Here is a 24,893-nt window from a genome sequence, read left to right as displayed (position 1 = left end):
ACTGTGCGGGATAACCTTCGAGGTATGCCTTCAGTCTTCAGCGCCATAATCAACGGAGATCTACCAGGACGTTTCGTGTGGGAAGACGACGACGTCGTGGCCTTTCTCACGATCGCTCCGGTCACGCAGGGCCACGTACTGGTGGTTCCGCGCGCCGAGGTTGATCAGTGGCAGGACGTCGATCCTGAACTCTTCGCCAAAGTCACCTCGGTTGCCCGCACGATGGGGCAGGCCGTGCGCAAAGCTTTCGATGCGCCCCGCGCGGGACTTCTGATCGCCGGGTTGGAAGTCCCGCATCTGCATGTCCATGTTTTTCCGGCTTACGACATGGGCAATTTCGACATCAGTGGCGCGGATCCCTCGCCGACTGCCGAGTCGCTCGAAGACGCACAATCACGACTCAAGGCTGCGCTCGGGGAACTCGGTCACGCGAGCAAAGTCTCGACGCGCTGACGGTTAGCTGAGAACGCCCGTCGCAATCTCTCCGAAGTCGCGACGGTCCATTTTGTCTCGCTCACCGACCCTGACCTGCTATTCCACATTCCGAACAGTCCGTTTTGGCCGTCGCACAACAACGAGTTTCGCTGCTACCGTTGGGCACTGGTCGAAGGACCCAAGGCCCAACGGGCACATCAGTCGGGGATCACTCGGAGGAAACGGAACCAAATGCAGGAACGTGCCAAAATCAGTCGCCAACAGATTCTCCGTGGTGCGGCTGACCGGTTCGAAATTACTGGATACGGCAGCACCAGCATGAACGACATCGTGTCGGCATCACGGATGACCAAGGGCGCGGTCTACTTTCATTTCTCTTCCAAAGATGACTTGGCTCAGGCCATCATCGAAGAGCAGCATCGGATATCTCTCGCATCGTTCACCGACGTGGCCGCCACGGGAGCGCCGGCATTGGAGCAGGTCATCATGGTCTGCAACGAAATTGCTCGGCAGTTGACCTCCGATCCTGTAGTACGCGCCGGCATTCGACTCACTCTGGAACTCAACGCGACTGACAGGCAACTCGATCCGTATCTCAGCTGGATTCGAGAACTGCAACGACTTTCGGAAATCGCTCAACGCCAAGGTGACATCCGCGCCGAGATCACTCCGGAAGCGATGGGTCGCGTCATCACGTCAACTTTCATGGGTGTGCAACTAATCTCGAATGTCTTGACCCGACGAGCAGACCTCGACGAACGCGTCGACGAACTATTTGCGTTGCTTCTTGCCGGTGTGGTGTCGGACAAGCGCCGCAACGACATCGATACAATTGTTCGAACCCGACTCGATTCCTACGCAGCCTGAAGTTTCGTCGCCGGAAGTTCGCCGCACTACTGACAAGTAACCCACGATCTTTCCGGCGATGAACTGATCAATCGTCATGCCCGTCGCGTGGCAGTTCGACGCGGAAGGTCGCTCCATCTCCGGGTCTACTCGTCACGGTTACCGTTCCCTGATGAGCCGCAACCAACGCCGACACGATGGACAACCCTAGACCTGCTCCGCCGGTCTCTCGTGTGCGAGACGTGTCTGCCCGATAGAATCTCTCGAAGATTCGGGAAGCATCTTCCTCGCTCAAACCATGTCCGGTATCCGAAACTTCGATCACGGCATTGCTTTCGGTTGTGCCCAATCGGATGGTGATCTCGGCATCCGGTGGTGTGTGTTTGATTGCGTTGCCGACAAGGTTTGCGACGATCTGCCGAAGTCGTGCTTCGTCACCGATCACTTCAGGGGTGCCTGGGCCTCCGGTCATCTGCAACGTGACCGTTCTGTCCGGCGCAATCGCTCGGGCAGCCTGAACCGAATCTGCTGCAACGGCAAGGAGATCCACCTGCCTCATCGCGAGTGGCCGCTGCTCGTCGAGCCTGGCGAGCATCAAGAGGTCTTCGACCAGCAGACCCATCCGCGACGCCTCACCTTCGATGCGATTCATCAGCGTTGCCGTGTCCGTCATAGCTCCTTGGCGATACAACTCCGCGAATCCGCGAATCGTGGTCAGCGGGGTTCGTAGCTCGTGGCTGGCATCACCGACAAAACGACGCATCCTCTCTTCCGATCGTCTCGCTGATTCCTCCGAAGCCTCCGTCGAGGAGAATGCGCTCTGGATTTGAGTCAGCATTCCGTTGAGCGCCAGGGACAATCGTCCAACTTCTGTACGATCGTCCCATTCTGGAACGCGACGATGCAGATCGCCGGCGGCGATAGCTGCGGCAGTTTCCTCGACCTCCACAAGCGGTCGCAGACTCCGACCGACTACAAAGTAAGCACCCCCGCCGAGCACGAGCAACACCACGATGCCGATGCCGAATTGCAGTCTGATCAAATCGTCGACGGTTTGCTCGATATCCGTGAGGCGTACCGCAATTGTTGTGGTCGTTCCGTCTCTCACGATTGTCAGCACACGCCACTGCACATCGGAACCGTCGTTCGACCCGGTAGTAACGGGACCGTTTGTCGCGTCGACGGACAAATCGGGTTCCGTCCGCGTCGACGGTTGATCGTTGAGAACGATGACGCGTCCGTCAGCGGTTACCGTTCGAACGAAGAACGGACTCGGCGGTCTGGTATTCGGCCCGACATCGCTGGGGGGCTGGACATCTCGCGAATGGGGCCTCGCCCAACCGTCGATGGCCTCGTACAGCGTCTTGTCGGTGCGTTGCGTCAACGAGTTCTCGAGCGCCGACGTAACCGCAACTCCCGACGCAAGCAAGCCGAGACCAGCCAATACCAGCAGGGCGGCTACGAGCGTGAATCGGAGCGATAGCCCATGCAATCGGGAAAGCCTTCTCGAAGAGGACTTTTCGGATTGCGAGTTCGTGGTCATTGCCTAGGTTCGCGCATCACGTAACCGACGCCGCGCAAGGTATGAATCAACGGAGTCTCGCCGGTATCGACTTTTCGTCGTAGGTAGGAAACGTAAGACTCGACCACACCGACCTCACCACCGAAGTCGTAGTTCCAGACATGATCGAGGATGCGCGGCTTGCTCAGTACCGTGCCGGCATTGACCATGAAGTACCGCAGCAGTGTGAACTCGGTCGGTGAGAGCGACACAAGTTCGCCGCTCTTCCACACCTCGCGCGTATCGTCGTCGAGTTCGATGTCTGCGAATTTCACCCGAGCCGACTGCTGCGGCGCGACGCCCCGTCCTGCCCGGCGCAGGATTACCCGCAGTCTGGTCACTACCTCTTCGAGACTGAAAGGCTTGGTCACATAGTCGTCAGCACCGAGTGTGAGTCCGGTGATCTTGTCGTCAAGGGCGTCCTTCGCCGTGAGAAAGAGGACCGGAGCGTCGACACCGTCCGCGCGTAGGCGGCGGAGCAGACCGAAGCCGTCCATTCCCGGCATCATCACGTCCAGAATTATGGCGTCGGGGCGGAACCCCCGCGCCACATCGAGCCCCTCGGCGCCACCCGATGCTGTGGCTACCTCGAATCCTTGAAAGCGAAGGCTCACGGAGAGCAACTCCACGATGGTGGGTTCATCGTCGACGACGAGAATTCTGGCTTCAACGGTCTTGTCGGTCACAAGACCATCTTCTCCCCTCCCACTGGATTCACACTGTGCATTCCCTGGGAGGTTCCTGTGAGCACAGCCCAGGATGACCGATCTGACCACTTGCATCGACTGACAAGGCAAGCTCTGTTGCTATCGTGGAGGAACGTCGAGAATGACATCCGGACGAGCGCACCGTACCCGGCCAGCGAAAAGACGGTGCCGAGGAGTTTTTTGTCATGGCTTGGATCGTTCTCGTCATTTCCGGTTTGTTCGAAGCCGTGTGGGCGACCGCACTGGGAAAGTCCGAAGGATTCAGCAAGCTGGCACCCACTGTGGTGTTTGTCCTGGGTCTCATCGTCAGCATGGCCGGACTCGCATATGCCATGCGCACGCTGCCGATCGGCACGGCGTATGCCGTCTGGGTCGGCATCGGCGCCTCATTGACCGTCGGTTACGCGATGCTGACCGGCACCGAGTCGTCCTCGATCATGAAGGTTCTGTTGATCCTCGTCATCATCGGCGCAGTGGTCGGACTGAAGGTTCTGCACTAGCTCCAGTATTTGTGTGTTACCGGTTACAGTTAATCGATGAAACTGGCCGAGATACTCACGCTCCCGTTACGGGCGGGTATCGCTGCTACAAAAATTAGCCTGGGTATTGCCGAACTTACGGTGACAACAATGCGGATGGTCGTCACCAACCCTGGTGCGGCCACGGTCGGCGCAGCGTCTTTGGCCAGTCCCAGCGGCCCCCTGCAGATGATTCAGCAACTGTCCTCGCTGACTGCGGATGATCGGCCGATCGGTCAGGCACTCGCCGCCGGTGGACCGCTCGACCGACTCTTGGCACCAGGCGGTCCGGTCGACAAGTTAACCGCTCCCGACGGCACACTCGAACGCCTTCTCGCACCCGGCGGTCCACTCGAACGCGTTCTCGCGCCCGGTGGCCCACTGGATCGAGTACTCGCCGAGGACGGAGCGTTGGAACGCCTTCTCGCACCAGGCGGACTCCTCGATCGAATGATGGCCGAAGACGGACCACTCGAGAGACTGACTGCGCAAGACGGCGCGGTCGAACGCTTGACGGCCAAGGACGGCGTCATCGATCGCGCACTCGCAGAAAACGGAATTCTCGAGACCCTGCTCGCCGAGAACGGCGCATTCGAACGACTCATCGCCGAAGGCGGCCCTCTCGACCAGATCGTTGCACTCTCCGACACCTTGACCTCATTGGCACCCAACCTCGAACGCATGAGTGCAAGCATCGAGATACTTCAGGAAACCGTCGAAATACTCAGCGCGGCAGTAGGTCCCCTCGGCGAGCTCGCCAGCAAACTCCCCAATCGGTGGCTCAAGGGAAAGAGTGAACGCCCAGGAACCGACCTGCCGATCGAGTCCGCATAACAGATCCAACCCGTGAGATCAGTTGTTGATCACGATATTGAGATTGATGATGATTCCACCGAAAGTCAAGATCGTGTTCGCGAGGCCAAGCGTGAAACCACTGTTCAGAGCGGCAATTAATCCGTTCATTGTCGTATCCCCTTTACTGTCTTCGGGTTAGACGTACAAGATTGTGCGCTGGCGCTGAGAATAGGCCATATCGGCAACGTTCGTGCAGTTGCCGAGAAATCTTGCACCGCAGTCACATCGTTGGCCGTCACATGTTGGCGCCCAACAGATTTAGCACAGCTAAGCTGCTTACCCATTGTGATGCACGGCCAAACATAACAATTGCGATACAGCGCCGACGATTGATAACAATAGAAACCGATTCGGCCACAATCCACCCCTTCCGCGAAAAACATACCGCGTGACAGCTATTTCAGTGCACAATGGACAAATGGCCCGCACGTGCCGGGACGAAAGGAAAGGTAAGCCAGTCGATGATGCCTCAGGACGCCGGTCGAAACATTGGGATACCTTTCAGCACAAAATATTTCGCTTCCCCAGCCAAGTTGGAGGCTACGTCCGAAGCATTGCGGTCCCTGTATTCGCAACTCGATCCCCCCGCACACTTCCTCGATCAACTCTGTAAACACGCTGTCGAGCTGGTCGACGACGCGCACATGGCCGGTATCACCGTCGTCGAATCCGATTCCGTTCACCACACCATCGCGGCCACCGATCGCCTCGTCCATACCGTTGACGCAATTCAATTCAAACTCCGCACCGGGCCTGCGCTGGTATCCGCGAACTCGACAGCTGTCGTGCATGCGCATTCCGACGAAGCCAGCATTCGGTGGCCACAATTTTTCAGTGCAGCAAGAACTTTCGGAATCTCGAGCTTCCTGTCAGTACCTCTACCCGGCCATAACGGCTCCCTCGGAACACTGAACCTGTACAGCCGCGACAACCGCGGATTCACCGGAACCGACGTCGCGCTGGTCCAACTCTTCGCCATCGCATCGGCATACGCCCTGCACAATTCACAGCGTCTGGCTCTGGTCGGAAAACGCGTGGCAGACCTCGAACTCGCCCTCGAATCCCGCGGAATCATAGATCAAGCCAAGGGCATCATCATGGGCACTCGACACGTCGATGCCGATCATGCCTTCTCGATCCTCATTCAGGAATCACAGAAGAGCAACATCAAACTTCGCGTGATTGCGCAGCAGCACATCGCTGCCGCTGTCGGCGTCGGCCACGCCGGGTCCGAAATTCGCGACTCTCGGCCGGCCGGCAACTAGAATCGGATTCGAATCATCCTTCCAGAGGGTTCGGAAAGGCCGTCGGATGCTCAGGCAACCGGCGGCCTTTCACTCTGCGATCCGGACCTTCGAACCGATGACCCTCGCACTCTCCCTACATAAAAGAGAGCACCCTCCCGGCTCACTGCCGGGTGAATGCCCTCTTCGCTGGAGCCTCCTGTCGGGATTGAACCGACGACCTTTCGCTTACAAGGCGAGTGCTCTACCACTGAGCTAAGGAGGCGAAAATCAGATGCGTCGCCGCGAACTAACTTTGCGGAGCCATCATATCCAAGCCATCTCAGTGGCCGCGCCCGGGTCACATTAGATACCGTATGCCCCATGTGCACCCCCCGGAGTCGGCGAGCAGTCCGCCGCCCCTGATGTCCAAACTCACCGAAGCCCTTACCCGATTGACCGGTCACCGCCAGGCAACTGTCGACACTGTCACCTCTGCACCCGCACCGCTACAACCGATCGACCTGACCGACGACGCCGTCGTCGCAGAAGTCCTCGATCTGGCGGTGCGGGTCGGTGAGGTACTCCTCGCATCCGGAACTGCGGCAATGGATACCGCCGAGCAAGTCCAGTTCATTGCAGCGACGTACGGCCTGGCCCAATGCGATGTCGATGTCACGTACAACTCGATAGTCCTGTCCGCGTATCGCGGTCCGACGCGGCCACCGGCAAGCACGATGCGAATCGTGCATTACCGCTCGATGGACTTCACTCGTCTTGCTGCAGTGGATCGTCTGACCCGCCGTATTCGACGCGAAGCCATCACCCCCGGCCAGGCGCACGACGCCCTGACTGCGATCACGACCGCACCGCACCCGTACAGTCGCTGGACCGCGACGCTGGCGTGGGCAGCCATGGCGGCATCGGTATCCGTGCTCCTCGGCGGCGGACTCCTGGTTGCCACGGTGGCGTTCCTGACGACGATGGTGATCGACCGAGTCAATCGAGTTCTGAACCGTTTCGGATTGCCGTTCTTCTTTCAACAGGTGATGGGCGGTTTGATTGCCGCTGCGCCGGCCGCCACCCTGTATACCTTCCAGGAACAGTTGGGCATCATCATCAGACCGTCGTTGGTCATCGCGGCCGGGGTGGTGGTTCTGCTGTCGGGGCTGTCGTTGGTGGGCTCGGTACAGGACGCCATCATGGGCGCACCCATCACCGCGGTTGCACGCTTCTTCGAGGTTGTGATGATGACCGGCGGCATCATCGCCGGTGTCGCCATTTCGCTGCGAGTCACCGGATTGCTCGGCTCGACCCTTCCCCCGATCAACGTCGAAGCTCTCCCGATTACCCAACTGCCCGTGCTGATGTTCTCGGGCGCTTTTGCGTCCGTGTTCTATGCCTTGGCTTGCTACGCAGAGAAGAGGGCCCTGACAGCCGCGTTCCTCGGCGGCGCGGCGGGCAGTGGTGTGTCCGTGTTCGTGCAGACGCTCGATGTCGGTCCCGTGATCGCTGCGGCAATCGCCGCTACCGTCGTCGGACTCGCCGGCGGTTTGATGGCCCGCCGGGCGTTGACACCGCCGCTGGTCGTAGCGGTTGCCGGCATCACTCCGCTGCTTCCCGGCCTGGCGCTGTACAAAGGCCTGTACTCGTTACTGGACGATCAGGTAGTGGTTGGCCTGACTGCGCTGTTGTCGGCGTTCGGCATCGGCTGCGCGTTGGCTGCGGGCGTCACGCTCGGGGAATGGGTGGCCCGTACGCTCCGCCGCCCGCGCATCCTGCTTCGAGTGGACTCACTGCGCCGTCCGATGGTCCTCAAGCGCAAACGCCGCCTGCCGGTAAACGGCAAATAGTCTCGGTAAGACACGAAGAGCTGGGCACCCGTAGGTGCCCAGCTCTTCGATCGTTGTGTGGAGCGGTCAGCTCTCCGTTGTGCGCCCAGCAGCAGCTTGATCTGCTTCCATTGCTTCGCGCAGACTCTTCGGACGCATATCGGTCCAGTTCTTTTCTACGTACTCGAGGCACGCTGCTCGGCTGTCTTCGCCGAATACGACGCGCCAGCCCGCGGGGACCTCGGAGAACGTGGGCCACAGCGAATGCTGGTCCTCGTCGTTCACCAACACGTAGAAGCGTCCGTCTTCGTCATCGAAAGGATTAGTGCTCATCTCGCCTCACTTGTTACGTACGTTTCTTGTGCGCTCAGACTAGCAAGCGCACCGGTCACTTTGGTGGGTCCGAATCGACGGTGTCAGTCCGCGTGTCCGTTTCATTCCACTCTGCAAGTAGATACCGCCTGTCACGTTGTCCGTTACAGCCAATCGGTAGTCACGAGTTACGGTACGCGGAACCGGACCGATCGGGCACCAGTTCACCCAAAACTGTCCAGTGGCCCCTAGCTCAGTCCTGCCACGGCCCGAATTCGAGCAGAATGTCGATTGCCAACCCACCGTCTTGTGGGCGAACCACATGTTCGAGTGCATACACACGCGAGCCTTCGGCTGCGCGGGCCAGATCGGAAATGGCGGGCAGAATCTCCGGTTCCGGCGGACCGCCCACACCGCGGTGATAGTTCTCGATGGAATGGCCGAGGTACACAACTCGCCCGCCGGGAGCGACCCATCCCCCGACGCGAGCCAGAGTGTCGACGAGATCGGCCAGCGGCATGTGCAGAAAACTGACCAAGACCAGATCGACTTCGTTCTCCGGCTTCCACGACGTCGCGTCGCCAACCCTCCAGTCGACGCTCTTCTCGGCATCACTCGATCGCGCGAGGTCTATCGCCACTGACGAATAGTCGACGCCCGTGACCGACCAGCCATTCTGGGCCATCCAGCGAGCATGGCGCCCGTCGCCACAAGCCAGGTCGATCGCAGATCCGGGTTTCAAGCCTGCCACTCGCGTGGCGACGGTTCCTGCCGGGTCGATTCCCCACGGCTCCGTCACGGCCCGGTACCGCTCGTCCCAATCCGATGCGTCCAATTTCTTGCCCCTTAAAGTCTCCGCCGGTGGAGCTTTCACGTCCGGCACCATAGCGCAAATCATACCCCCCGGGGTATGATCGAGAGAAGACGACAAAGGAGAACTCCCATGAACATCGCCATCGGCACCAAGGTCAGTGGAACATTCGACGACGTCGTGACTCGCACGCGCCAGGCTCTGGCGGAACAAGGTTTCGGCATCCTCACTGAAATCGACATGCAAGCCACGCTCAAAGCCAAGCTGGGCGAGGACATGGAGAAGTACCTCATTCTCGGCGCCTGCAATCCGGCCCTCGCGCACCGCGCGGTAACAGTCGACCGACAGATCGGCCTCCTACTGCCCTGCAACGTCGTCGTGCGCGAAGACACCGAGACGGAGAACTCGTTTTTCGTCGAGGCCATGAACCCGGATCTGATGGTGCAGGTTTCGGGTGACGCGGGCCTGGAGTCCGTTGCAGCCGATGCGGCCGTCAAACTCCGCGCAGCCATTGACGCGCTCTGATCCTGAAGGATTATGTTCGCTGAGCGAGCACAATCCTTCACGATCACAGCCAAACCATCCAAGAAAGGGCCATCATGACCGGCGATGAAGAGAGCCAAGCGCTCGTATTGAACAGGCTGCGCCGCGCGCACGGCCAGCTGGCAGGAGTGATCTCGATGATCGAGAACGGTCGCGACTGCAAAGCCGTGGTCACCCAACTGGCGGCCGTATCCAAGGCGCTCGACCGAGCCGGCTTCAAGATCGTTGCCAGCGGCCTTCGTGAATGCCTGTCCGGCGACGGCGCAGATGCACAGGAGCCACTGACCGAGGCAGAACTCGAGAAGCTGTTCCTCGCTCTGGCCTGAATCTGGACTGAAAACGCCGCAGGGCCGAATCACGGGTCCGGCCCTGCGGCACAATAACTTACGAAGCCAAGAAGTCGATCAACACCTTGTTCACCGCATCCGGACGCTCCAGGTACCCGTAGTGGCCGGTATCCGGGATTTCCTCGTATGCCGCAGTGGCGATGCAGTCCGCAACCTCACGCGAGAGGTAGGGCGGAATCATCCGGTCGTCGGCGAAGGCAACCGACAAGCACGGCCGCATGATTGCCCGGTAATCCCGGCGACGATCGAAGGCGCGGTCCATCGCGAGCTGCGCTCGAACACCGGGTGATGTTGAACCTCCGGTGAATTCGAAGATATCCATCCAGTCGCGGGCAGCGTGTTCATCGGCCAGAGTGGCGGGCGACAAATTCATCACCGCAGTCACGGCCGCACGATACTTTGCGGGCAGTTCGACACCACTGTCCATCAATTCACGCTCTCCCTGAGACAGGGTCTGCTGGAAATGATCCATCCGGGCATGGCCCGCGAGGAAAACCGCTTTGCGCACCAGATCAGGACGAGCCAACGTAAGTTCCTGCGCCACTCGGGCACCCATCGACGTACCGATCACAAAGGCGGGTCCACCGCCCAAATGCTCGATCAGTGCCGCGGTGTCGGCAACCATGTCCGGCATCGTGATGCCGCCGGTGCTCTCACCGGAAGGCGCGATTCCGCGGTTGTCGAAGGTGCAGACGCGGTAGCCCGCTGCAACCAGTGCCGGGGTCTGATGAAGGTCCCAGACACGCCCCGGACTGCCCGTACCCATGATGAGCACCACTAGATCCCCATCACCCTTGACCTGGTAATTGATCGGGATTCCGTTGATTGTGGCGACCGTCATGTCAGCCTTCCTCCTCATATTCTGAAACCGTATTCGCAATGCTGGTGTGGGTTGACCGAAGCGCGCCCGCTTGCCGCAACCCTAGCGCGTCTCGCGCCCTTCCCACGCGGCCCACAACTGTGAATATCGACCGCCCGCGGACACCAGTTCGCGGTGCGGACCTTCCTCCACGATCCGGCCGTGTTCGAGGACGATCACACGATCGGCTGCCGCTGCCTGCGTAAGACGGTGTGCAACAACCAGAGTCGTTCGTCCGGCCGTCGCCGCGTCTGCCGCTGATTCCAATTCGCGAGCGCCGGCGCTACCCGCTTCCGCAGTCGCTTCGTCCAGCACCGCGACGGCTGGGTCCACCAGCACCAACCGCGCCAATGCCAACTGCTGCGCTTGGGCGGCGGTGATCTCGTGGCCGCCTTCACCGACGACGGTCTCGATCCCCTCACTCAGAGCCGCTACCCATTGCTCCGCGCCGACGGTTTTCAGCGCCGACGCCATGTCCTCGTCCGAAGCGTCGGGGGCTGCCAAGCGCAGGTCCTCGATCAGCGGTCCGGCGAATACGTGAACCTCCTGGCTGACGATGGCGACGTGCCGTCGTAAATCGTCGAGTCTCGACAGCGGAACACCCCCGATCGACGCACTCCCCGAGGTCGGAATTATCGAACCGGCTGCGATGGCTGCAACCGTCGTCTTGCCGGCGCCGGTCGAACCGACCAGAGCCACCCGCTCCCCGGCGGCCACGGTGAGACTGAGGCCGTGGAGTACTTCACGGCCGTCGTAGCTGTGACGGACGTCGACCAATGTCAGTGAACCGTCGGCGGGCGATGCGCCCGTACCGAACGTGCGATCGGTGTCCGGAATCTCGACAACACCAACCAGACGCGCAAGGCTCGCACCGGCGGACTGCACTTCGTCGAAGGTGTACAACAGAGCGCCGATCGGATTGAACAAGCGGTGAAACAATAGAGCCGCAGTGGTTGTCTGGCCGACGGTCACGATGTCGCTGCGAACCAGGAGAAATCCCACGACGAGGATGGTGGACAAGCCCACGAATTCTGCTCGATTGCCGCGGCCGGCAAACCTGGTAAACAAGCCGAAGACCCCTACTGCCAGATCGCGAGCCTTCCCCGACGCGTCGTCGAGCCGGCCCAGATGCTCCTTCTCGAGCCCGTACGCCCGGACAGTGCGAATTCCGTGCACGCTGCTGATCAAAGCCTGCGCCCGTGTCCCCATCGCCACTCGCTGAGCCGCGTAGATCGGGGCGGAGCGCGGCAGGTACCACTTCAGAGCGAGGACGTACATCGGTAGTGCCACCAGTCCGGCCAGCCCCAACCGCCAGTCGATCCCGAGCATGGTGAGCATGCTCAGAGTCACGAGCAGAAGTGATGAAACCAGGCTCGGGATCACGTCGCCGACAGCCTTCGCTATCACTGCCACGTCGTCGCCGACCCGAGACAGCAGGTCTCCGGTCCCGACCTTCTCGACGGTCTGCACCGGAAGTCGAAGTGCACGGCCGACTGCCCGCTCACGCAGCGTTGCCAAAATCGTCTCACCGAGGCGTTTGACCAGATATGCCGCGATGCCGGTGAAAATTCCGCCGACGATTGCGGCCGCGGCAATGACGATCACCACTCCGACGATGGTCGATGTCGGCGCGTTTTCACGGACCCGGTCGACGAGTACACCGAATACGTAGAGCGGAATCAGTGCCATCGCCGACGCCACCGTCGAGGCCGCGACCGCAAGGACGGCCGCGGTTCGGTCTTCGGCGAGTGCAGAACGCAACCACCGCCAGGTTTCACTGCCACTGGCAATCGGGAGCAGTTCACGTTCGGTTGTGGTCATCGCAGCACCGCTCCTCGGTAGTTCTCGTCGGTGGCGGCAAGTTCGTTGTGAGTGCCCACCGCGGCCACAACTCCGCGGTCCACGACGATCACCCGATCCGTGACTGCCAACAATGCCGGACTGCTGGTGATCAGGATCGTGGTGCTCCGCCCGCCATTCGGGTGTGCGTGCCTCAGTTGCGCAATTCCCTCGGCGATCGACGCCTCCGTCACAGCGTCCACTGCCGTCGTGGGATCGTGCAGCACCATCACCGGAGTCCGAGCGAGCAGAGCCCGCGCCAACGCAACCCGCTGGCGTTGGCCACCGGACAAGCTGGCTCCGCGATCGGTGACCTCGAGTTCAAGCCCGTCGGGATGCGAGTCGACGACGTCGGCGGCCGCGGACGCGGACAACGCTTTCGCCAAATCTGCCGTCGGTGCACCGCCAGCCTCGAGATTGGATGCGAGAGTGCCGCCGAAGAGATCGGAGATATGCGGTTCCACGAGAACCGTGCGCCGGGAAAGCGTCAAGTCCATGTCGGACAGCGACACTCCTCCGACGCTCACCGAACCTCGATACTCGTCCGACGCCAATTGGCCGGACAGTACTGCAGCCAACGCTTCGCCGTCCTGCGGCTGGTAGGCGACGATTCCCAACAATTCACCTGCCGCGCAGTGTAAATCGACTCCGGCGAGCGTGCGAAATTCGATGCCGTCGAGCGTCAGATCAGTACCATCGAGGTCCGTCACCGAGCCCGCCTTCAATATCGGTTCGGCATCGAGAACCAAGGCCAACCGGTCCGACGACGCCCGGGCCACCGCAAAATAGCCGGGTAGCGAAGCAAGGAGTCCGAGCGGTTCGATGAAGAACTGCGCCAATCCGACGACAGTGATCAACTCGCCGACGGTGATCCGGCCTTGCAACGCGAAGTAGCCTGCAAGACCCGCGATCGCGACCGCGAGCAGGGCGCTGATCGTCGTCGACAACCCGGTGTAGATCGAGGTTGCCCGCGCTGTATCGATCGTCGAGGCGAGCGCATCTCGACTGACTTTGCGATACCGCTCCGACGCGGATGCCTCCGCACCGATTCCCCGAAGTGGCCGCAATCCGCTCACCAAATCCGTCGCCGTCGCCGACGCGCGTGCAATCGACTCCTGCTGCCCTTTTGCGCGAGACGTGATCAACGGCGCAGCGCGTTGCAGCAAACCCAGGATGACGGGAGTGCCGATCAGTACGGCCAACCCTAGGGGGACGTCGATCCACAGCAAGGCGATTGCCGACGCCACCGCAGCGGTCGATGCCGCAACGGCCCGCGGAACGATATCGGCGATCCACGACGTGTGCTCGGCGTCGGAAGTCGACACAGTCAGCAGTTCTCCGGCGCGGAGGTCTGTTCGCACGCCTCGCGGATCGAGAATCCGGTGGGCGACTTCGAGCCGTAATCGATGCGACTCCTCCTCCATCGCCTTCACGATGAACCTCGCACCGAGCCGCCAGGCCGCGGTGAGCATCAGAAACAGCACGCCGAGCGCGCAGATCGAGACAACGAGAGCAGTGGTGTCCGAAGTCTCGATTGCTCGATCGATGATCACCCCGATCGAGATCGGCACCGCGGTTTCGGCGAGTTGATGTACACAAACCAGCACAGTGCCGATGGCCAGCGGTCCCCGGTTGCGCACCAGAACTCGTCGTAAGATCGCAGCACCATTGTGTTTACCGGTGTCGGATTCACCGGCATCGGCGGAGGTACTGGCGGAGGTCGAACTCATGAAACTCCAAGCATTGACAGGAACCAGAACGTCGAGCGACGAATCAAGTAAGTCGACCCTAATACATGAGCAACTAGCGTTGACGTGCCCAGTTCTCATAGAGTCGCAAGTAAGAACCATTGCCTGCGACGTGCAGGCAAGCCCGAGAGGAACATGATGTCTGAGAACACGACCGTCGAAACCGAAGTCGAGATCGCGGACGAGGAAATCGAGACCGTGGCCGAAGAGACCGCTCGCATGGCGCAGCGTGTTGTCGCTGCCTACGCGGAGGATGCCGACGAGTGCAGGATGCTGCTCTCGATGCTCGGCATCAGCCCGGTCAGCAAAGTCGACTGAGTCTCGACCGAGTCTTTCCCTAATTCCCCAACGAGAAGGAACCACGTGTCTGTCAGTCCGGAATCGGCCAGCCCCACCCCTTCTGACAGCGTAAGTGCACCTTCCCCGGAGAAGACCGTGTCCGGGCAGGCCGAGTTCGTCGTTGTTGCGAACCGCCTGCCCGTAGACCTCGAGCGACTCCCCGACGGCACTACCCGGTGGAAGCGCAGTCCCGGCGGCTTGGTGACTGCACTGGAACCGATCCTGCGCAGCAATCAGGGCGCCTGGGTGGGCTGGGCAGGCGTTGCCGACGCCGATATGGACCCCATCGTCGAAGACGGCCTCGAGCTCTACCCGGTGCCGCTCAGCGCCACCGAGATCAACGAGTACTACGAGGGCTTCTCCAACGCCACGCTCTGGCCGCTGTACCACGACGTCATCGTCAAGCCCGAGTATCACCGCGAGTGGTGGAACGCGTACGTCGAGATCAACCGACGCTTCGCCGAAGCCACGTCCAAAGCCGCCGCACACGGCGCCACCGTCTGGATTCAGGACTACCAACTCCAACTGGTACCGAAGATGCTGCGAATGCTGCGTCCCGACCTCACCATCGGCTTCTTCCTCCACATTCCGTTTCCGCCGGTCGAGCTGTTCATGCAGATGCCGTGGCGCACCGAGATTATCGAGGGCCTTCTGGGCGCCGATCTCATCGGCTTCCACCTCCCCGGCGGCGCCCAGAACTTCCTGTTCCTCGCCAGACGCCTTGCCGGACAACAAACTTCACGCGGAAACGTCGGCGTGCGCTCCAAACTCGGTGTCGTACAGGTGGGTTTCCGCACGGTTCGCGTCGGCGCCTTCCCTATCTCCATCGACTCCGGCAAGCTCGACGAACGGTCACGCTCCAAGGCAATTCGCGACCGCGCCAAGCAGATTCGCAAGGAAATCGGCAACCCCAAGAACATCATGCTCGGTATCGACCGCCTCGATTACACCAAGGGCATCGACGTCCGCTTGAATGCTCTCCACGAACTCTTGATCGATGGCCGGATCGACCCAGCGGATACCGTCATGATCCAGTTGGCGACTCCCAGTCGTGAGCGTGTCGAAAGCTACGTCCAGATGCGTGGTGACATCGAACAGATGGTCTCCCGCATCAACGGTGAGTTCAGTGAAGTCGGACGCCCTGTCGTCCACTACATCCACCGACCCGTCGACCGCGACGAGCTGATCGCATTCTTCGTTGCCGCCGACCTCATGCTCGTCACGCCTCTGCGCGACGGCATGAACTTGGTTGCCAAGGAATACGTGGCCTGCCGCAGCGATCTGGGCGGGGCGCTACTGCTGAGCGAATTCACCGGTGCCGCAGCAGAACTGCGTCAAGCGTTCCTCTGCAATCCCCATGATCTTGACGACGTCAAGGACTCCATGGTGAAGGCTCTCAATCAGCCCAAGGAAGACGGCCGACGCCACATGCGTGCGCTACGTCGTCAGGTGCTCACCCACGACGTGGACCGCTGGGCCCGCTCGTTCCTCGATGCCCTTGCGCACGGCGGCGCTGCCGGACCGGCACTGATCGCACCGGACGAGGCCAACGAACTCGAAGAGGACAACTGAGTTCGTACACATAGAGAAACCCGGCCGAGGCGACTACCTCGGCCGGGTTCTTTTATATGTCGATCAGAACGGCTGGACGCTGTTCACAAGCCAGCGACCGTCCTGCTTCTCCAAACCTATCTTGACACGGCTGCCGCTTGCCACGGCTTCGGGTGCATCCTTCGACACGGTGATCTGATTGAGGAAGAGCATCGTCGTGGCAGTAGCCGGACCAGCATCGAGAATGGATGCGCCCTGCACCACGACCTGGACGGTCAGCGCCTTCTCCTGTGCACCCGGAATGATCACCGACTCGATCAACTCGGTGAACTGATCACGAAAATCGCCGGTCAATCCTTCTGCAGCGGAGTGCAACTGACCGTCGACATTGGTGTAGTCGTATTGGAACATCGCGACGGCCTGGTCGGATGAAACCTGTGCTACTTCTTCTCTGGTCTGATCAATCGCCGCGATGTCGCGGGCGCCGCCAGGACCGAAATACAGCCAAGCCGATACCCCAGCGAGCGCTATGGCGACTGCGCTGATCACGGCCAGCACTACCGCGGGCGCGGACACCCGGCTCGAGTTCGGTTGCGCGGCTGCAACTTCCGGTTGAGTACGGACGGTTTCCTGAGTCATGGCACGAACTCCACATTCGAGGCAAGGAGTTGCCCATCGGTATCGCACATAGTGATGCGCAGGCGATAATTGCGTTCCTCGGGTTCGGGCTGATCAGTATTCTTCTGCATCGCCCGCACCGCGACAAGCGATGTCCCGCAGTCACCCTCGGACTTCTCCAACCCAGCTTCGAGGATCTCGCCGTCCGTCTGGACACCGACCTGCCCGAGCACGCTGACAAACGAGTCCTTACGGCCGTCGAGCTGCGATTGGAATTCCTTGGTGGTGCCGGCCAGGAATTTGTCGAGGTCCGCACCTGCGGTCTCGGAGTGCAGGGTAGTCAGGTTGAGCGCTGTGGTTCGCGCACCTGCTACGTATGCGGCTCGCTCATCCTCAGCGTTGGACGCTGCGCTCCTGTCCACCAACAGGGTCACCAACACCACCGCGAACGAAATCGCGACAATCGAAGCGATAGCGATCCCGCTGATCAACTTCTTGGAAACAGCCGGTTTAGCCGCAGGTGTTCCTGGCTCGGACGCTGGTCCCGGTGTGACTGAAGCAACCGGCGCAGGAACAGGTACCTGCGCTCTGACTGGCTGGTCCTCCTTCTCCGGAGCTCGTTTGCCCAGATCAATCTGTGTCGTGGGCTTCTGAGGCGCCTTCTCTCCGTGAACTACTGTTGACGCTGCATCGACATCTGCGCCGGTCGGACCGGCGCTCCGAGACGCTCGGCGACGTATACGCTGCCCGGCCTTGGATTCTTCTTCGTTCATCAACCTTGCTGACCCTTCATGAACTCTTCGAGACTGATGTCTCCGCCGGCACCGAGTTTCGGCTGCGAGTACGTCCTTCCATCGGGTCCTACATATGTGCCTGTAGTCGGATCGTACCGACGTGCGCTCACCCCCGGTTCCGACGTATAGGAACTGGGAGTCGCGGTGATCGGTTGGGGTGGCCCGGACTGCGGATTGGTACCCAAGGGCACATATCCGGTTCTGCACTGTTCGACCGTCGCCGCGCGACGCCCCGGAAACTCCGCACACGGCAAGTTCCTGGCCCCACGAACAGCGATCGGCGAGTCCTGGGCAATACGACAGAACAGGTCCGACGGGGTGGCGATCGGAGACTCGTCTGCCGGACTGCGCCACTCCTCTGCCGGTAGGAAGCCTGTGGTGCAAGGCGGCGGGTCGTTCACTTCGAGATGGAAGTCGACCAGCGCACCGTCTGCGGGGTTACCCGAACCTGCAATGGTGACGAGCGCCGCTGAGAGCGGCGGATAGATCACCAGGATTTGCTCGATCGCGCTGTTGTAGATGACGCCGACTTCTCCGACAGAAACAAGATTTGCCAGCAGAATCGGCAGTGTCGGCTGAAGTTCCTGAAGCAGAGCATTCGCCTCGGAAGCTGCCGCCGGCCCTTTCTGAATAATCGCCCGCAAGTCCGGGTCACTGGCCCGGAGCTGATCCGTGAACGTCACCAGATCACTTGTCCACGAACGGATAGCGTCACTACTGACGATCTGGGTGTCGAGGAGCGGACCGGCCTGCTCGATCAGCGTCTTGGTCGCGTCGGAGTTGTTGTTTGCTTCCTCCACGAACAACCGGGCCGAGTCGATGAGCTTCTGCAAGTCCGGCCCAGCGCCGTTGAAGGCCTTGAAGGACTCGTCGATCACGGTCTTGAGTTTGGTGTCTGAAATGCTCTGCAGCAACATATCGGCCTGATCGAGCAGTGCGCCGACATCCTGAGGAATGCTGGTTCGATCGACCGGAATGACCGAGCCGTTCTCCAGGTGTCCGTCCACGACGATGGCGCCGGAGCCGTCGGTGTGCGGAATCAAATCGACAAACTGCTCACCGATCGCCGACACACTCTTGACCGCTGCGTCGACGTCGGCGGGCACTTTCACACTGCTGTCCAAGGACAACTGCGCATTGACCCCTGTCGGAGACAGCTCTACGGCCTTGACCACGCCGACCGTTTGACCGCGGAAGGTGACGTTTGAGTTCTTGTAGAGCCCACCGGTGGAAGGTAATTCGACGGTGACGTCGTAGCGCCCGATCCCGACCATGGCGGGAACCCGAACGTACTGCGTAGCCATCACGACCAAGCCGATGACGGTCAGCACGGTGAAGATGACAAGCTGGATGCGAACGAACTTTGTGAGCATCATGGCGCTGGTGCCCCCTGTGGAAGTCCCGGAACGGTGATCGGCGGAAGTCCCGGGATCGTCAAGGTATTAGGTTCAGCCGCTGAAGTTCCCGGCACGGGAGCTGTCGGAGCTGCGGCCGGTCGAAGTGGATCGCTCAGCGGATTTCCCACCTGCCCTGCCAGACCGGCCTGCTTACCGAGCACGCCTTCCGGGCCACCGAGAGATCCGGCCAGTGGTGTGCCCATGAGGAAGTTGGCGTCGAGCCTGGGCAGTGTCACGTCGATAGTCATCGCCAAGTTGGCGTAGTCACCTCGAATGACGTTGTCGATTCCGTTCTGGGGGAACGGGAACGTGAGCAGAACTCCCAGAACCTGGGTGAGCGCGTTACCGGAATCGGCAAGAGCTTTCAGGGTCGGCGACAATGCCCGGACATTGGTTGCAAAATCGTCGCCGCTTTCCTCGATGACGCGACTGGCGACGTCGCTGAGCCCGCCCAGGGATGTCAGCGCATTGGTGATGTCCTGGCGTTGAGCCACCAGGATGTCGAGCGCCGGCGGGATACCGTCGAGCGCCTTGTTCAGTGTGTCGCGTTGGGCCTCGACGGTAGTCGACAGGCGGTCGATTCCTTCCATCGCCGAAATGATTTCTCCGCGTTGATTGTCCAGGCTTCCCACAAGCTGATCGAGTTGCGGCAGGAGATCGCGAACAGAATCCTCACGTCCGACGAGCGCCGCGTTGAGCTCGGTGGTGATGTCCTGCACCTGTGCGAGTCCACCGCCGTTCAACACGACCGACAACGAAGACAACGTCTGCTCGGTGGTCGGGAAAGCGCCCGCCCGTTCGATGGGGATCAAGTCCCCGGCTTCGAGGCGCCCTTCCGGCTCCTCTTCCACCGGCGGCGCCAACTCGATGTGCTGGGAACCCAGCAAGCTTGTCTGGCCGATCTTCGCAGTTGCGTTGGCCGGCAATTGAACATCGGGGTTGAGCGACACCGTCACCAGGGCATGCCAGCCCTGGACTTCGATGTTCGAGACACTGCCCACCGCGACGTCATCGACACGGACAGGTGAATTCTGCGACAGGGTAGTCACATTGGGCATCTCGATCTGAACCTCGTAGGCACCTTCACCCCGGCCTTGAGTGCCGGGCATGGGCACGGAATTCAGTCCGTTCCATTCACAGCCGCTCGCGCCGAGAGCGACGCCCACTGCCACCGTTACTACAATGGCTTTCCGGGTAGCGCGCATCAGTTGCCTCCCCCCATGTTGAAGAGATCGGTGAGGTCCTTGGGAACAGACGTCATCGGTACACCGTCCAACGGTCCTGATGTCGGCTGCGGCGACGAAGCGGGCTGACCTGGACTAGCCACCGCCTCCAAACCTGGCTCTGTATAGACGATCTGCTCCGGGAATGCTTGAACGCCTGAGACCGGATTCAACAAGAATCCTGGGTAGTTGGCGATCAACGTACTGAGCACCGGACCCAGATACTCCTTGCACAGGTCAGCACTCCGCTCAGCATCAGCGGTGGCGATCGCTTGGATAGAACCACAAATCCACTGAATCGGATTCTTGACGTTGCTCAGCGCGATTGCGCCCGTCATACTGCCCTGCGCCGGCTTATAGATCTGATAGAAGTTGGCCAGCGAGGTAGGACCAGAATGCAGCACCTGCTCGATCTCCGGGCGCTTGTCTGTCAGTACCTGCGTAGCGTCGGCCAGGCGCGCAACCGATTCACTCAGGCCCGCTCGATTATCCTTCACAAATCGCTGAACGTCTCCGACCGCGATATCGAGATCGCTGAGCGCCGTACCCAACTCGTCGGAACTGCTGGCGAGCACGCTGCTCACGGAGGCGAGATTGCCGCTGAACTGCACGATCTGCTCGTTGCTCGAGGAAAGAGCGGTCACAAACGCCTGTAAGTTGCGGACGGTCGAGAAGAGATCGGTCCGCCCCTCCGACAATGTGTGCATGGTGGCCGAGAGTTCACGCAGCGTCGACCGAATGGACTCGCCGTTGCCTTCGAGGTTGTCCCCGAGGGTGTTGATGAACCGCCCGAGAGAGCCTTCGTCGTCGACACCTTCCGGCCCGAGAGCTTCCGAGAGTTTGGCGAGTTCCGCCTTGATCTCGTCCCACTCGATAGGCACGGCGGTCCGTTCGATCGGAATCTCGCCGCCGTTGGGCATCTTTTCACCACCGTCGAAAACCGGTGTCAACTGGACGAACCGCGCCGATACCAAACTTTGAGCGACGATAAGCGCCTTGGCATCTGCCGGAATTGCGACGTCGGAATCGACCTTCATCTCGACGTAGGTATCCCGGTCACGAGGCTCGATCTTTGTCACCTTGCCGACGTTGACGCCGAGCACCCGCACAACGTCACCCTCGTACAGACCGGTGGTCGAGACGAAGTGCGCCGAAATCTTGTTTTTGCTCACCCCTGGAACAAGAAGGTATACAGCGCCGGCGACAAGCAGCGCGACGAGGGCGCCGGCGCCGATCAGTATCCACTTCTTACGCGGATCGGTGGAGGCTGTTGTGTCGGTCATTCTCCGGGCCCCCTGATTGTCGGCGGAATCCCGGGAAAGAAGTCCTCGAGGTCCGAGGGAACTTGCTCAGGATCAACGCTGGTGTCCACCAGCGTCTTCCACCAGTTACTGGGCAGAATATTGATGATGAAGGCGTCGAAGAACGGTCCGCTGGCAACAGTCTCACCGAGCGCCGTGATGTACGGACCGAGTCCGTCGAGTGCCCCGGAGATATTGTCCTTGTTCTGCTGCAAATTCGCGGTGACGGCATTGAGCTTTTCGAGAGTGGGGCCCATTTGGGCCTCGTTCTCCTGTACCAACGCAGAGAGCTGACGCGAGACTGCCGAGGTATTGACGATCAACTGGCTGATCGAATCACGTCGTAGGCTGAGTTCTGCGAAGAGTTGATTTCCGTCCACCAGTAGCGAGTCGATCTGACCGCTCCGATCGGCAAGAATCTTCGTAACATCCTCGGCACGCGAGAGCAACTGCAGCAAGCTCTCGTCCCGCGAGTTAATGCTCTGCGAGAGCCTGGTCATGCCGTCGAGGGCACCACGCAGTTCCGGAGGTGTATCGGCCAGTGTTTCCGAGATCGCATTGAGCGAGTCGTTGATCTGCGCCGTGTCGAGTTCGGACGCCGTGGACCCCAGATCCCCGAGCGCATCGTTGAGCGAGTACGGAGAGTTGGTGCGTTCCAGTGGGATCGGCGTGCCGGTTCGCAGCAGACCGGAACCTTCGGAACGCACTGCGAGAGATTTGCGGCCGAGCACCGTATTGGTCTTGATATCTGCTGCCGTCTGCTCACCGAGAGCAATACCGTCCTTGACGGTAAATGTGACCAACACACTCTGATCGGCGAGTTCGACATCGCTGACCTTGCCGACGTTCACACCCGCCAGGGTCACATTGTCTCCTGTCACCAAACCGCCGGCATCCTTGAAGTATGCGGAGTAGCGGATTCCACCGGAGAGGAATTGAAGCTGATCGTATTGCAGCGCAGCACCGACGGTCGCGACGGCCAAGACAAGACCGATCACACCGATCTGTACGGGATTTCGTTCACGGGTAGGACTCATTCGACCTTCGCACACCTTCCCGTGGTCTGTACTGCGGTGGGCAGGATAATCGTGGTGCCATCAGGTCCGGAGAACTTGAAGGTATTGGCGCACAGGTAGAATTGGAAGAACGAGCCGTAGGTTCCGACCCGGATCAGCTTCCGATAGTCCGACGGTAGGCGTTCGAGTGACGTGTTGATGTCTTCCTTGCCCAGATCCAACTGCGTCGACACCCTGTTGGTCTGCGTTATCAGCGTCTGGATGTCCGGGCGGGTACCTTGCAGCAACGACGCGAGGTCTCCTGTTGCACCGGCGATCTCGGTGATCGAGTTCCCGATCGGCCCACTGTCCTTCGCTAAACCGCTGACCAACTGCTGGAGTTGGTCGATCGTAGTGGAGAACTGATCGCCCTTGTCGTTGATCGTGCCGAGGACGTCATTGAGGTTTCCGATCACGTCGCCGATCAACTGATCTCGGTCGGCCAACGTATTGGTGAACGAATTCGTGTTTCCCAGAAGGGAAACCAGAGTCCCGCCCTGCCCCTGGAAGACCTGGAGCAACGCACCGGACAAATCGTTGACCTGCTGCGGATCAAGCGCCCGCAGCAGGGGCTTGAACCCACCGAGCAACAAATCCAGATCCAGTGCAGGCGATGTCTGGTCGACCGGGATAGAACCACCTGAATCCAGGGTTTCCGCGGAACCCGTACCTTCCATCAATTCCATGTAGCGATCACCGACAAGGTTCTCGTATCGGACCGTCGCCTTGGTGCTCTTCATCAAGGAGTACTTGGCGTCGACGTCGAAGTCGACCTCGGCCTGGTTGGAATCGTCGATGGACACACCGGTCACAGATCCGACCGGAACACCCGCGATCCGCACCTTGTCCCCGGACTTGAGTCCGGACACGTCGGTGAACGTCGCCTGAAAACCATTGCTGCTACTGAAGCGCACCTGGCTGAAAACGATGGCCAGACCGGCGAAGATCACCGACATGACGACAGTGAAGATCAAGAGTTTTACTGTTGTCGGTCTCATCACTCCCCGTCCTGTTCGTAAGAGTCCCCGAAGAGGAACTGGAAGATCGTCGGAACGGTCACCTCGAGTTCGGTGTTAGGCACGAAAGGAACGTTGCCAGTGTTGGTGACCGCAAACGGAGCCTGCCCGTCCACCTTGGGATCGAAGCTCGGGAGCCCGTAACAATTGGGGCCACCGGATGCGGCCACCTTCGGAAGGGATTCCGGGTTGGTATACGCCTGAGCACCCCACATGAAGCTCGCACTGAGCATCAATGCCGCCTTGTCGCCGGTGCCGGCCATCGGTTCGAATTTAATTCGACCGTCGTTCAATCCGACGAGGAAGCACGTCAGACCCGGTGAGTACTCCGCGAGTAGCGTCGTGGTTTCGGTGAGGGTGCTCAAGGCAGTCGTGAGATTCTGCTCGTTGTCGGTCAACAAAGCGTTGCCGGTATCGGCGAGGCCGGTAATATTGAGCAGCAACAGATCCAGATTGGCTTGCTCCGCAACGATCGAACCGCTTGTGACGGTTGCATTGTCGAGGATCCGCAGCAGGTCAGGCGCAACATCCGCATACAGATTGGTGACATCGGACGCCTTCGCCAGATCCTCTTGTAACTGCGGCAGAGTGGGATTCATCTTCTCCAAGTAGGTGTTACCGAGTTCGAGAACCTCACCCAACGCTTCGCCGCGACCGTTGAGCGCTGTCGAGATGGCACCAAGCGTGGCGTTGAGCTTCTCGGGCTCGATCTTGGCGAGCATCTCGGAGAGATGCTCGAATACGCTGTTGAACTCAACTGTGACGCTGTCGGATTCGATAACCGCACCTTCTTGGATGGGCTTGCTCGACGGATCATCCGGAATCACAATGTTGACGTACTTCGCTCCGAATACGGTGGTGGACTTGATTTCCACGCGCGCATTGGACGGAATCATCTCCATCTGCCCCGGATTCATCGCCAGCTTGAGGTTGGCCTCGTCGCCGTCGAGTGAAATCGATTCGACCCGGCCCACCTGGACTCCGCGCAGTTTCACCTTGGCGTCGGGTTCCATGACAAGACCGGCTCGCGACGACGTCACCGTAATGGGCGTGCTTTTGGTGAAACCGCCCGAGAACATGGTCAGTGCCACGACCACGATGGCAACGAGTCCGAGGATCAGGCCTGCGGCGGCAAGTTTCTTGTGCCAGCTGGGAACAGTCAT

At 60.3% G+C, this 24,893-nt stretch carries 25 protein-coding genes, 1 tRNA gene and 1 riboswitch; of the genes, 10 read left to right on the top strand and 16 right to left on the bottom strand.

Annotation, left to right across the window (positions count from 1 at the left end):
- The first annotated feature begins 24 nt into the window (after positions 1-24).
- A complete protein-coding gene (locus QM600_RS12410; protein ID WP_283261756.1) occupies positions 25-453 on the top strand; it encodes an HIT family protein in 429 nt (142 codons plus the stop codon).
- Between the two features lie 213 nt (positions 454-666).
- Complete coding sequence (locus QM600_RS12405) at positions 667-1,302, top strand: ScbR family autoregulator-binding transcription factor (protein ID WP_283261755.1); 636 nt, start codon at positions 667-669, stop codon at positions 1,300-1,302.
- Positions 1,303-1,369: 67 nt separating this feature from the next.
- Here QM600_RS12405 and QM600_RS12400 read toward each other — a convergent pair whose 3' ends face one another.
- Positions 1,370-2,824: a sensor histidine kinase gene (locus QM600_RS12400; protein ID WP_283261754.1), complete on the bottom strand. Its 1,455-nt coding sequence runs from the start codon at positions 2,822-2,824 to the stop codon at positions 1,370-1,372.
- Positions 2,821-3,528 (bottom strand): response regulator transcription factor, encoded by a 708-nt coding sequence (locus tag QM600_RS12395; RefSeq protein ID WP_283261753.1) that lies wholly within the window; start codon positions 3,526-3,528, stop codon positions 2,821-2,823. The genes QM600_RS12400 and QM600_RS12395 overlap by 4 nt, the downstream gene beginning before the upstream one ends.
- A 130-nt stretch (positions 3,529-3,658) precedes the next feature.
- Positions 3,659-3,721, top strand: a riboswitch (guanidine-III (ykkC-III) riboswitch).
- A 13-nt stretch (positions 3,722-3,734) separates the two neighbouring features.
- On the opposite strand from QM600_RS12395, the gene QM600_RS12390 reads away from it, so the two are divergent.
- From QM600_RS12390 to QM600_RS12380, 3 genes are all read left to right on the top strand, one after another.
- Positions 3,735-4,049 carry a DMT family transporter gene (locus QM600_RS12390; RefSeq protein WP_094271192.1) on the top strand — a complete coding sequence of 105 codons (315 nt, stop codon included), beginning with the start codon at positions 3,735-3,737 and terminating at the stop codon, positions 4,047-4,049.
- A gap of 36 nt (positions 4,050-4,085) precedes the next feature.
- On the top strand, positions 4,086-4,901 hold the full coding sequence (locus QM600_RS12385) for an ABC transporter (protein WP_283261752.1): 816 nt from the start codon (positions 4,086-4,088) through the stop codon (positions 4,899-4,901).
- A 554-nt stretch (positions 4,902-5,455) separates the two neighbouring features.
- The gene (locus QM600_RS12380; protein ID WP_283261751.1) at positions 5,456-6,187 is read left to right on the top strand and encodes a GAF and ANTAR domain-containing protein; all 732 of its coding nucleotides are present in this window, start codon (positions 5,456-5,458) and stop codon (positions 6,185-6,187) included.
- Positions 6,188-6,356: 169 nt separating this feature from the next.
- Here QM600_RS12380 and QM600_RS12375 read toward each other — a convergent pair.
- Positions 6,357-6,431, bottom strand: a tRNA-Thr gene (locus QM600_RS12375).
- 139 nt (positions 6,432-6,570) lie between these two features.
- Between QM600_RS12375 and QM600_RS12370 the strand changes: the two genes are divergently transcribed.
- Positions 6,571-7,998: a threonine/serine exporter family protein gene (locus QM600_RS12370; RefSeq protein ID WP_283261750.1), complete on the top strand. Its 1,428-nt coding sequence runs from the start codon at positions 6,571-6,573 to the stop codon at positions 7,996-7,998.
- A gap of 66 nt (positions 7,999-8,064) precedes the next feature.
- Here the strand turns inward: QM600_RS12370 and QM600_RS12365 are convergent, their stop codons facing one another.
- The gene (locus QM600_RS12365) at positions 8,065-8,310 is read right to left on the bottom strand and encodes an MbtH family protein (protein ID WP_094271187.1); all 246 of its coding nucleotides are present in this window, start codon (positions 8,308-8,310) and stop codon (positions 8,065-8,067) included.
- A 232-nt stretch (positions 8,311-8,542) separates the two neighbouring features.
- Positions 8,543-9,124 (bottom strand): class I SAM-dependent methyltransferase, encoded by a 582-nt coding sequence (locus QM600_RS12360; protein WP_283261810.1) that lies wholly within the window; start codon positions 9,122-9,124, stop codon positions 8,543-8,545.
- A gap of 108 nt (positions 9,125-9,232) precedes the next feature.
- Here QM600_RS12360 and QM600_RS12355 point away from each other — a divergent pair, with 108 nt between their 5' ends.
- Complete coding sequence (locus QM600_RS12355) at positions 9,233-9,625, top strand: DUF302 domain-containing protein (protein WP_283261749.1); 393 nt, start codon at positions 9,233-9,235, stop codon at positions 9,623-9,625.
- A 74-nt stretch (positions 9,626-9,699) separates the two neighbouring features.
- Positions 9,700-9,969, top strand: a complete 270-nt coding sequence (locus tag QM600_RS12350; protein WP_094271184.1) for a metal-sensitive transcriptional regulator — start codon at positions 9,700-9,702, stop codon at positions 9,967-9,969.
- A gap of 58 nt (positions 9,970-10,027) precedes the next feature.
- On the opposite strand, the gene QM600_RS12345 is transcribed toward QM600_RS12350, so the two are convergent.
- The 3 genes from QM600_RS12345 to QM600_RS12335 form a co-directional block, all read right to left on the bottom strand.
- On the bottom strand, positions 10,028-10,831 hold the full coding sequence (locus QM600_RS12345; RefSeq protein ID WP_283261748.1) for an alpha/beta fold hydrolase: 804 nt from the start codon (positions 10,829-10,831) through the stop codon (positions 10,028-10,030).
- Between the two features lie 81 nt (positions 10,832-10,912).
- Positions 10,913-12,670, bottom strand: coding sequence for an ABC transporter ATP-binding protein (locus tag QM600_RS12340; protein ID WP_283261747.1), 1,758 nt, complete (start codon positions 12,668-12,670; stop codon positions 10,913-10,915).
- Positions 12,667-14,418 (bottom strand): ABC transporter ATP-binding protein, encoded by a 1,752-nt coding sequence (locus QM600_RS12335; protein ID WP_283261746.1) that lies wholly within the window; start codon positions 14,416-14,418, stop codon positions 12,667-12,669. Before QM600_RS12335 ends, QM600_RS12340 begins: the two co-directional genes overlap by 4 nt.
- A 156-nt stretch (positions 14,419-14,574) precedes the next feature.
- Between QM600_RS12335 and QM600_RS12330 the strand changes: the two genes are divergently transcribed.
- Both QM600_RS12330 and QM600_RS12325 read left to right on the top strand, forming a co-directional pair.
- Entirely contained in the window at positions 14,575-14,754 is a 180-nt protein-coding gene (locus QM600_RS12330; protein WP_169632072.1) for a hypothetical protein, read from the top strand.
- A gap of 117 nt (positions 14,755-14,871) precedes the next feature.
- Positions 14,872-16,347, top strand: a complete 1,476-nt coding sequence (locus QM600_RS12325) for an alpha,alpha-trehalose-phosphate synthase (UDP-forming) (protein WP_283261745.1) — start codon at positions 14,872-14,874, stop codon at positions 16,345-16,347.
- A 63-nt stretch (positions 16,348-16,410) separates the two neighbouring features.
- On the opposite strand, the gene QM600_RS12320 is transcribed toward QM600_RS12325, so the two are convergent.
- Genes QM600_RS12320 through QM600_RS12285 form a run of 8 tightly spaced genes read right to left on the bottom strand, consistent with a single transcriptional unit; the run spans position 16,411 to position 24,893 of the window.
- Positions 16,411-16,965: a twin-arginine translocation pathway signal gene (locus QM600_RS12320; RefSeq protein ID WP_283261744.1), complete on the bottom strand. Its 555-nt coding sequence runs from the start codon at positions 16,963-16,965 to the stop codon at positions 16,411-16,413.
- The gene (locus tag QM600_RS12315; protein WP_283261743.1) at positions 16,962-17,717 is read right to left on the bottom strand and encodes an Rv1363c family protein; all 756 of its coding nucleotides are present in this window, start codon (positions 17,715-17,717) and stop codon (positions 16,962-16,964) included. Before QM600_RS12315 ends, QM600_RS12320 begins: the two co-directional genes overlap by 4 nt.
- Positions 17,717-19,114: an MCE family protein gene (locus tag QM600_RS12310; protein WP_283261742.1), complete on the bottom strand. Its 1,398-nt coding sequence runs from the start codon at positions 19,112-19,114 to the stop codon at positions 17,717-17,719. Before QM600_RS12310 ends, QM600_RS12315 begins: the two co-directional genes overlap by 1 nt.
- The gene (locus tag QM600_RS12305; RefSeq protein WP_283261741.1) at positions 19,111-20,340 is read right to left on the bottom strand and encodes an MCE family protein; all 1,230 of its coding nucleotides are present in this window, start codon (positions 20,338-20,340) and stop codon (positions 19,111-19,113) included. Before QM600_RS12305 ends, QM600_RS12310 begins: the two co-directional genes overlap by 4 nt.
- On the bottom strand, positions 20,340-21,641 hold the full coding sequence (locus QM600_RS12300) for an MCE family protein (protein ID WP_283261740.1): 1,302 nt from the start codon (positions 21,639-21,641) through the stop codon (positions 20,340-20,342). Before QM600_RS12300 ends, QM600_RS12305 begins: the two co-directional genes overlap by 1 nt.
- Entirely contained in the window at positions 21,638-22,696 is a 1,059-nt protein-coding gene (locus QM600_RS12295) for an MCE family protein (RefSeq protein WP_283261739.1), read from the bottom strand. Before QM600_RS12295 ends, QM600_RS12300 begins: the two co-directional genes overlap by 4 nt.
- Positions 22,693-23,712: an MCE family protein gene (locus QM600_RS12290; protein WP_283261738.1), complete on the bottom strand. Its 1,020-nt coding sequence runs from the start codon at positions 23,710-23,712 to the stop codon at positions 22,693-22,695. The genes QM600_RS12295 and QM600_RS12290 overlap by 4 nt, the downstream gene beginning before the upstream one ends.
- Positions 23,712-24,893, bottom strand: a complete 1,182-nt coding sequence (locus QM600_RS12285) for an MCE family protein (RefSeq protein ID WP_283261737.1) — start codon at positions 24,891-24,893, stop codon at positions 23,712-23,714. Before QM600_RS12285 ends, QM600_RS12290 begins: the two co-directional genes overlap by 1 nt.

The organism is Rhodococcus sp. IEGM 1379 (assembly GCF_030056815.1).
Taxonomy (GTDB): domain Bacteria; phylum Actinomycetota; class Actinomycetes; order Mycobacteriales; family Mycobacteriaceae; genus Rhodococcus_F.
This window is presented reverse-complemented; position numbering and strand designations above follow the sequence as displayed.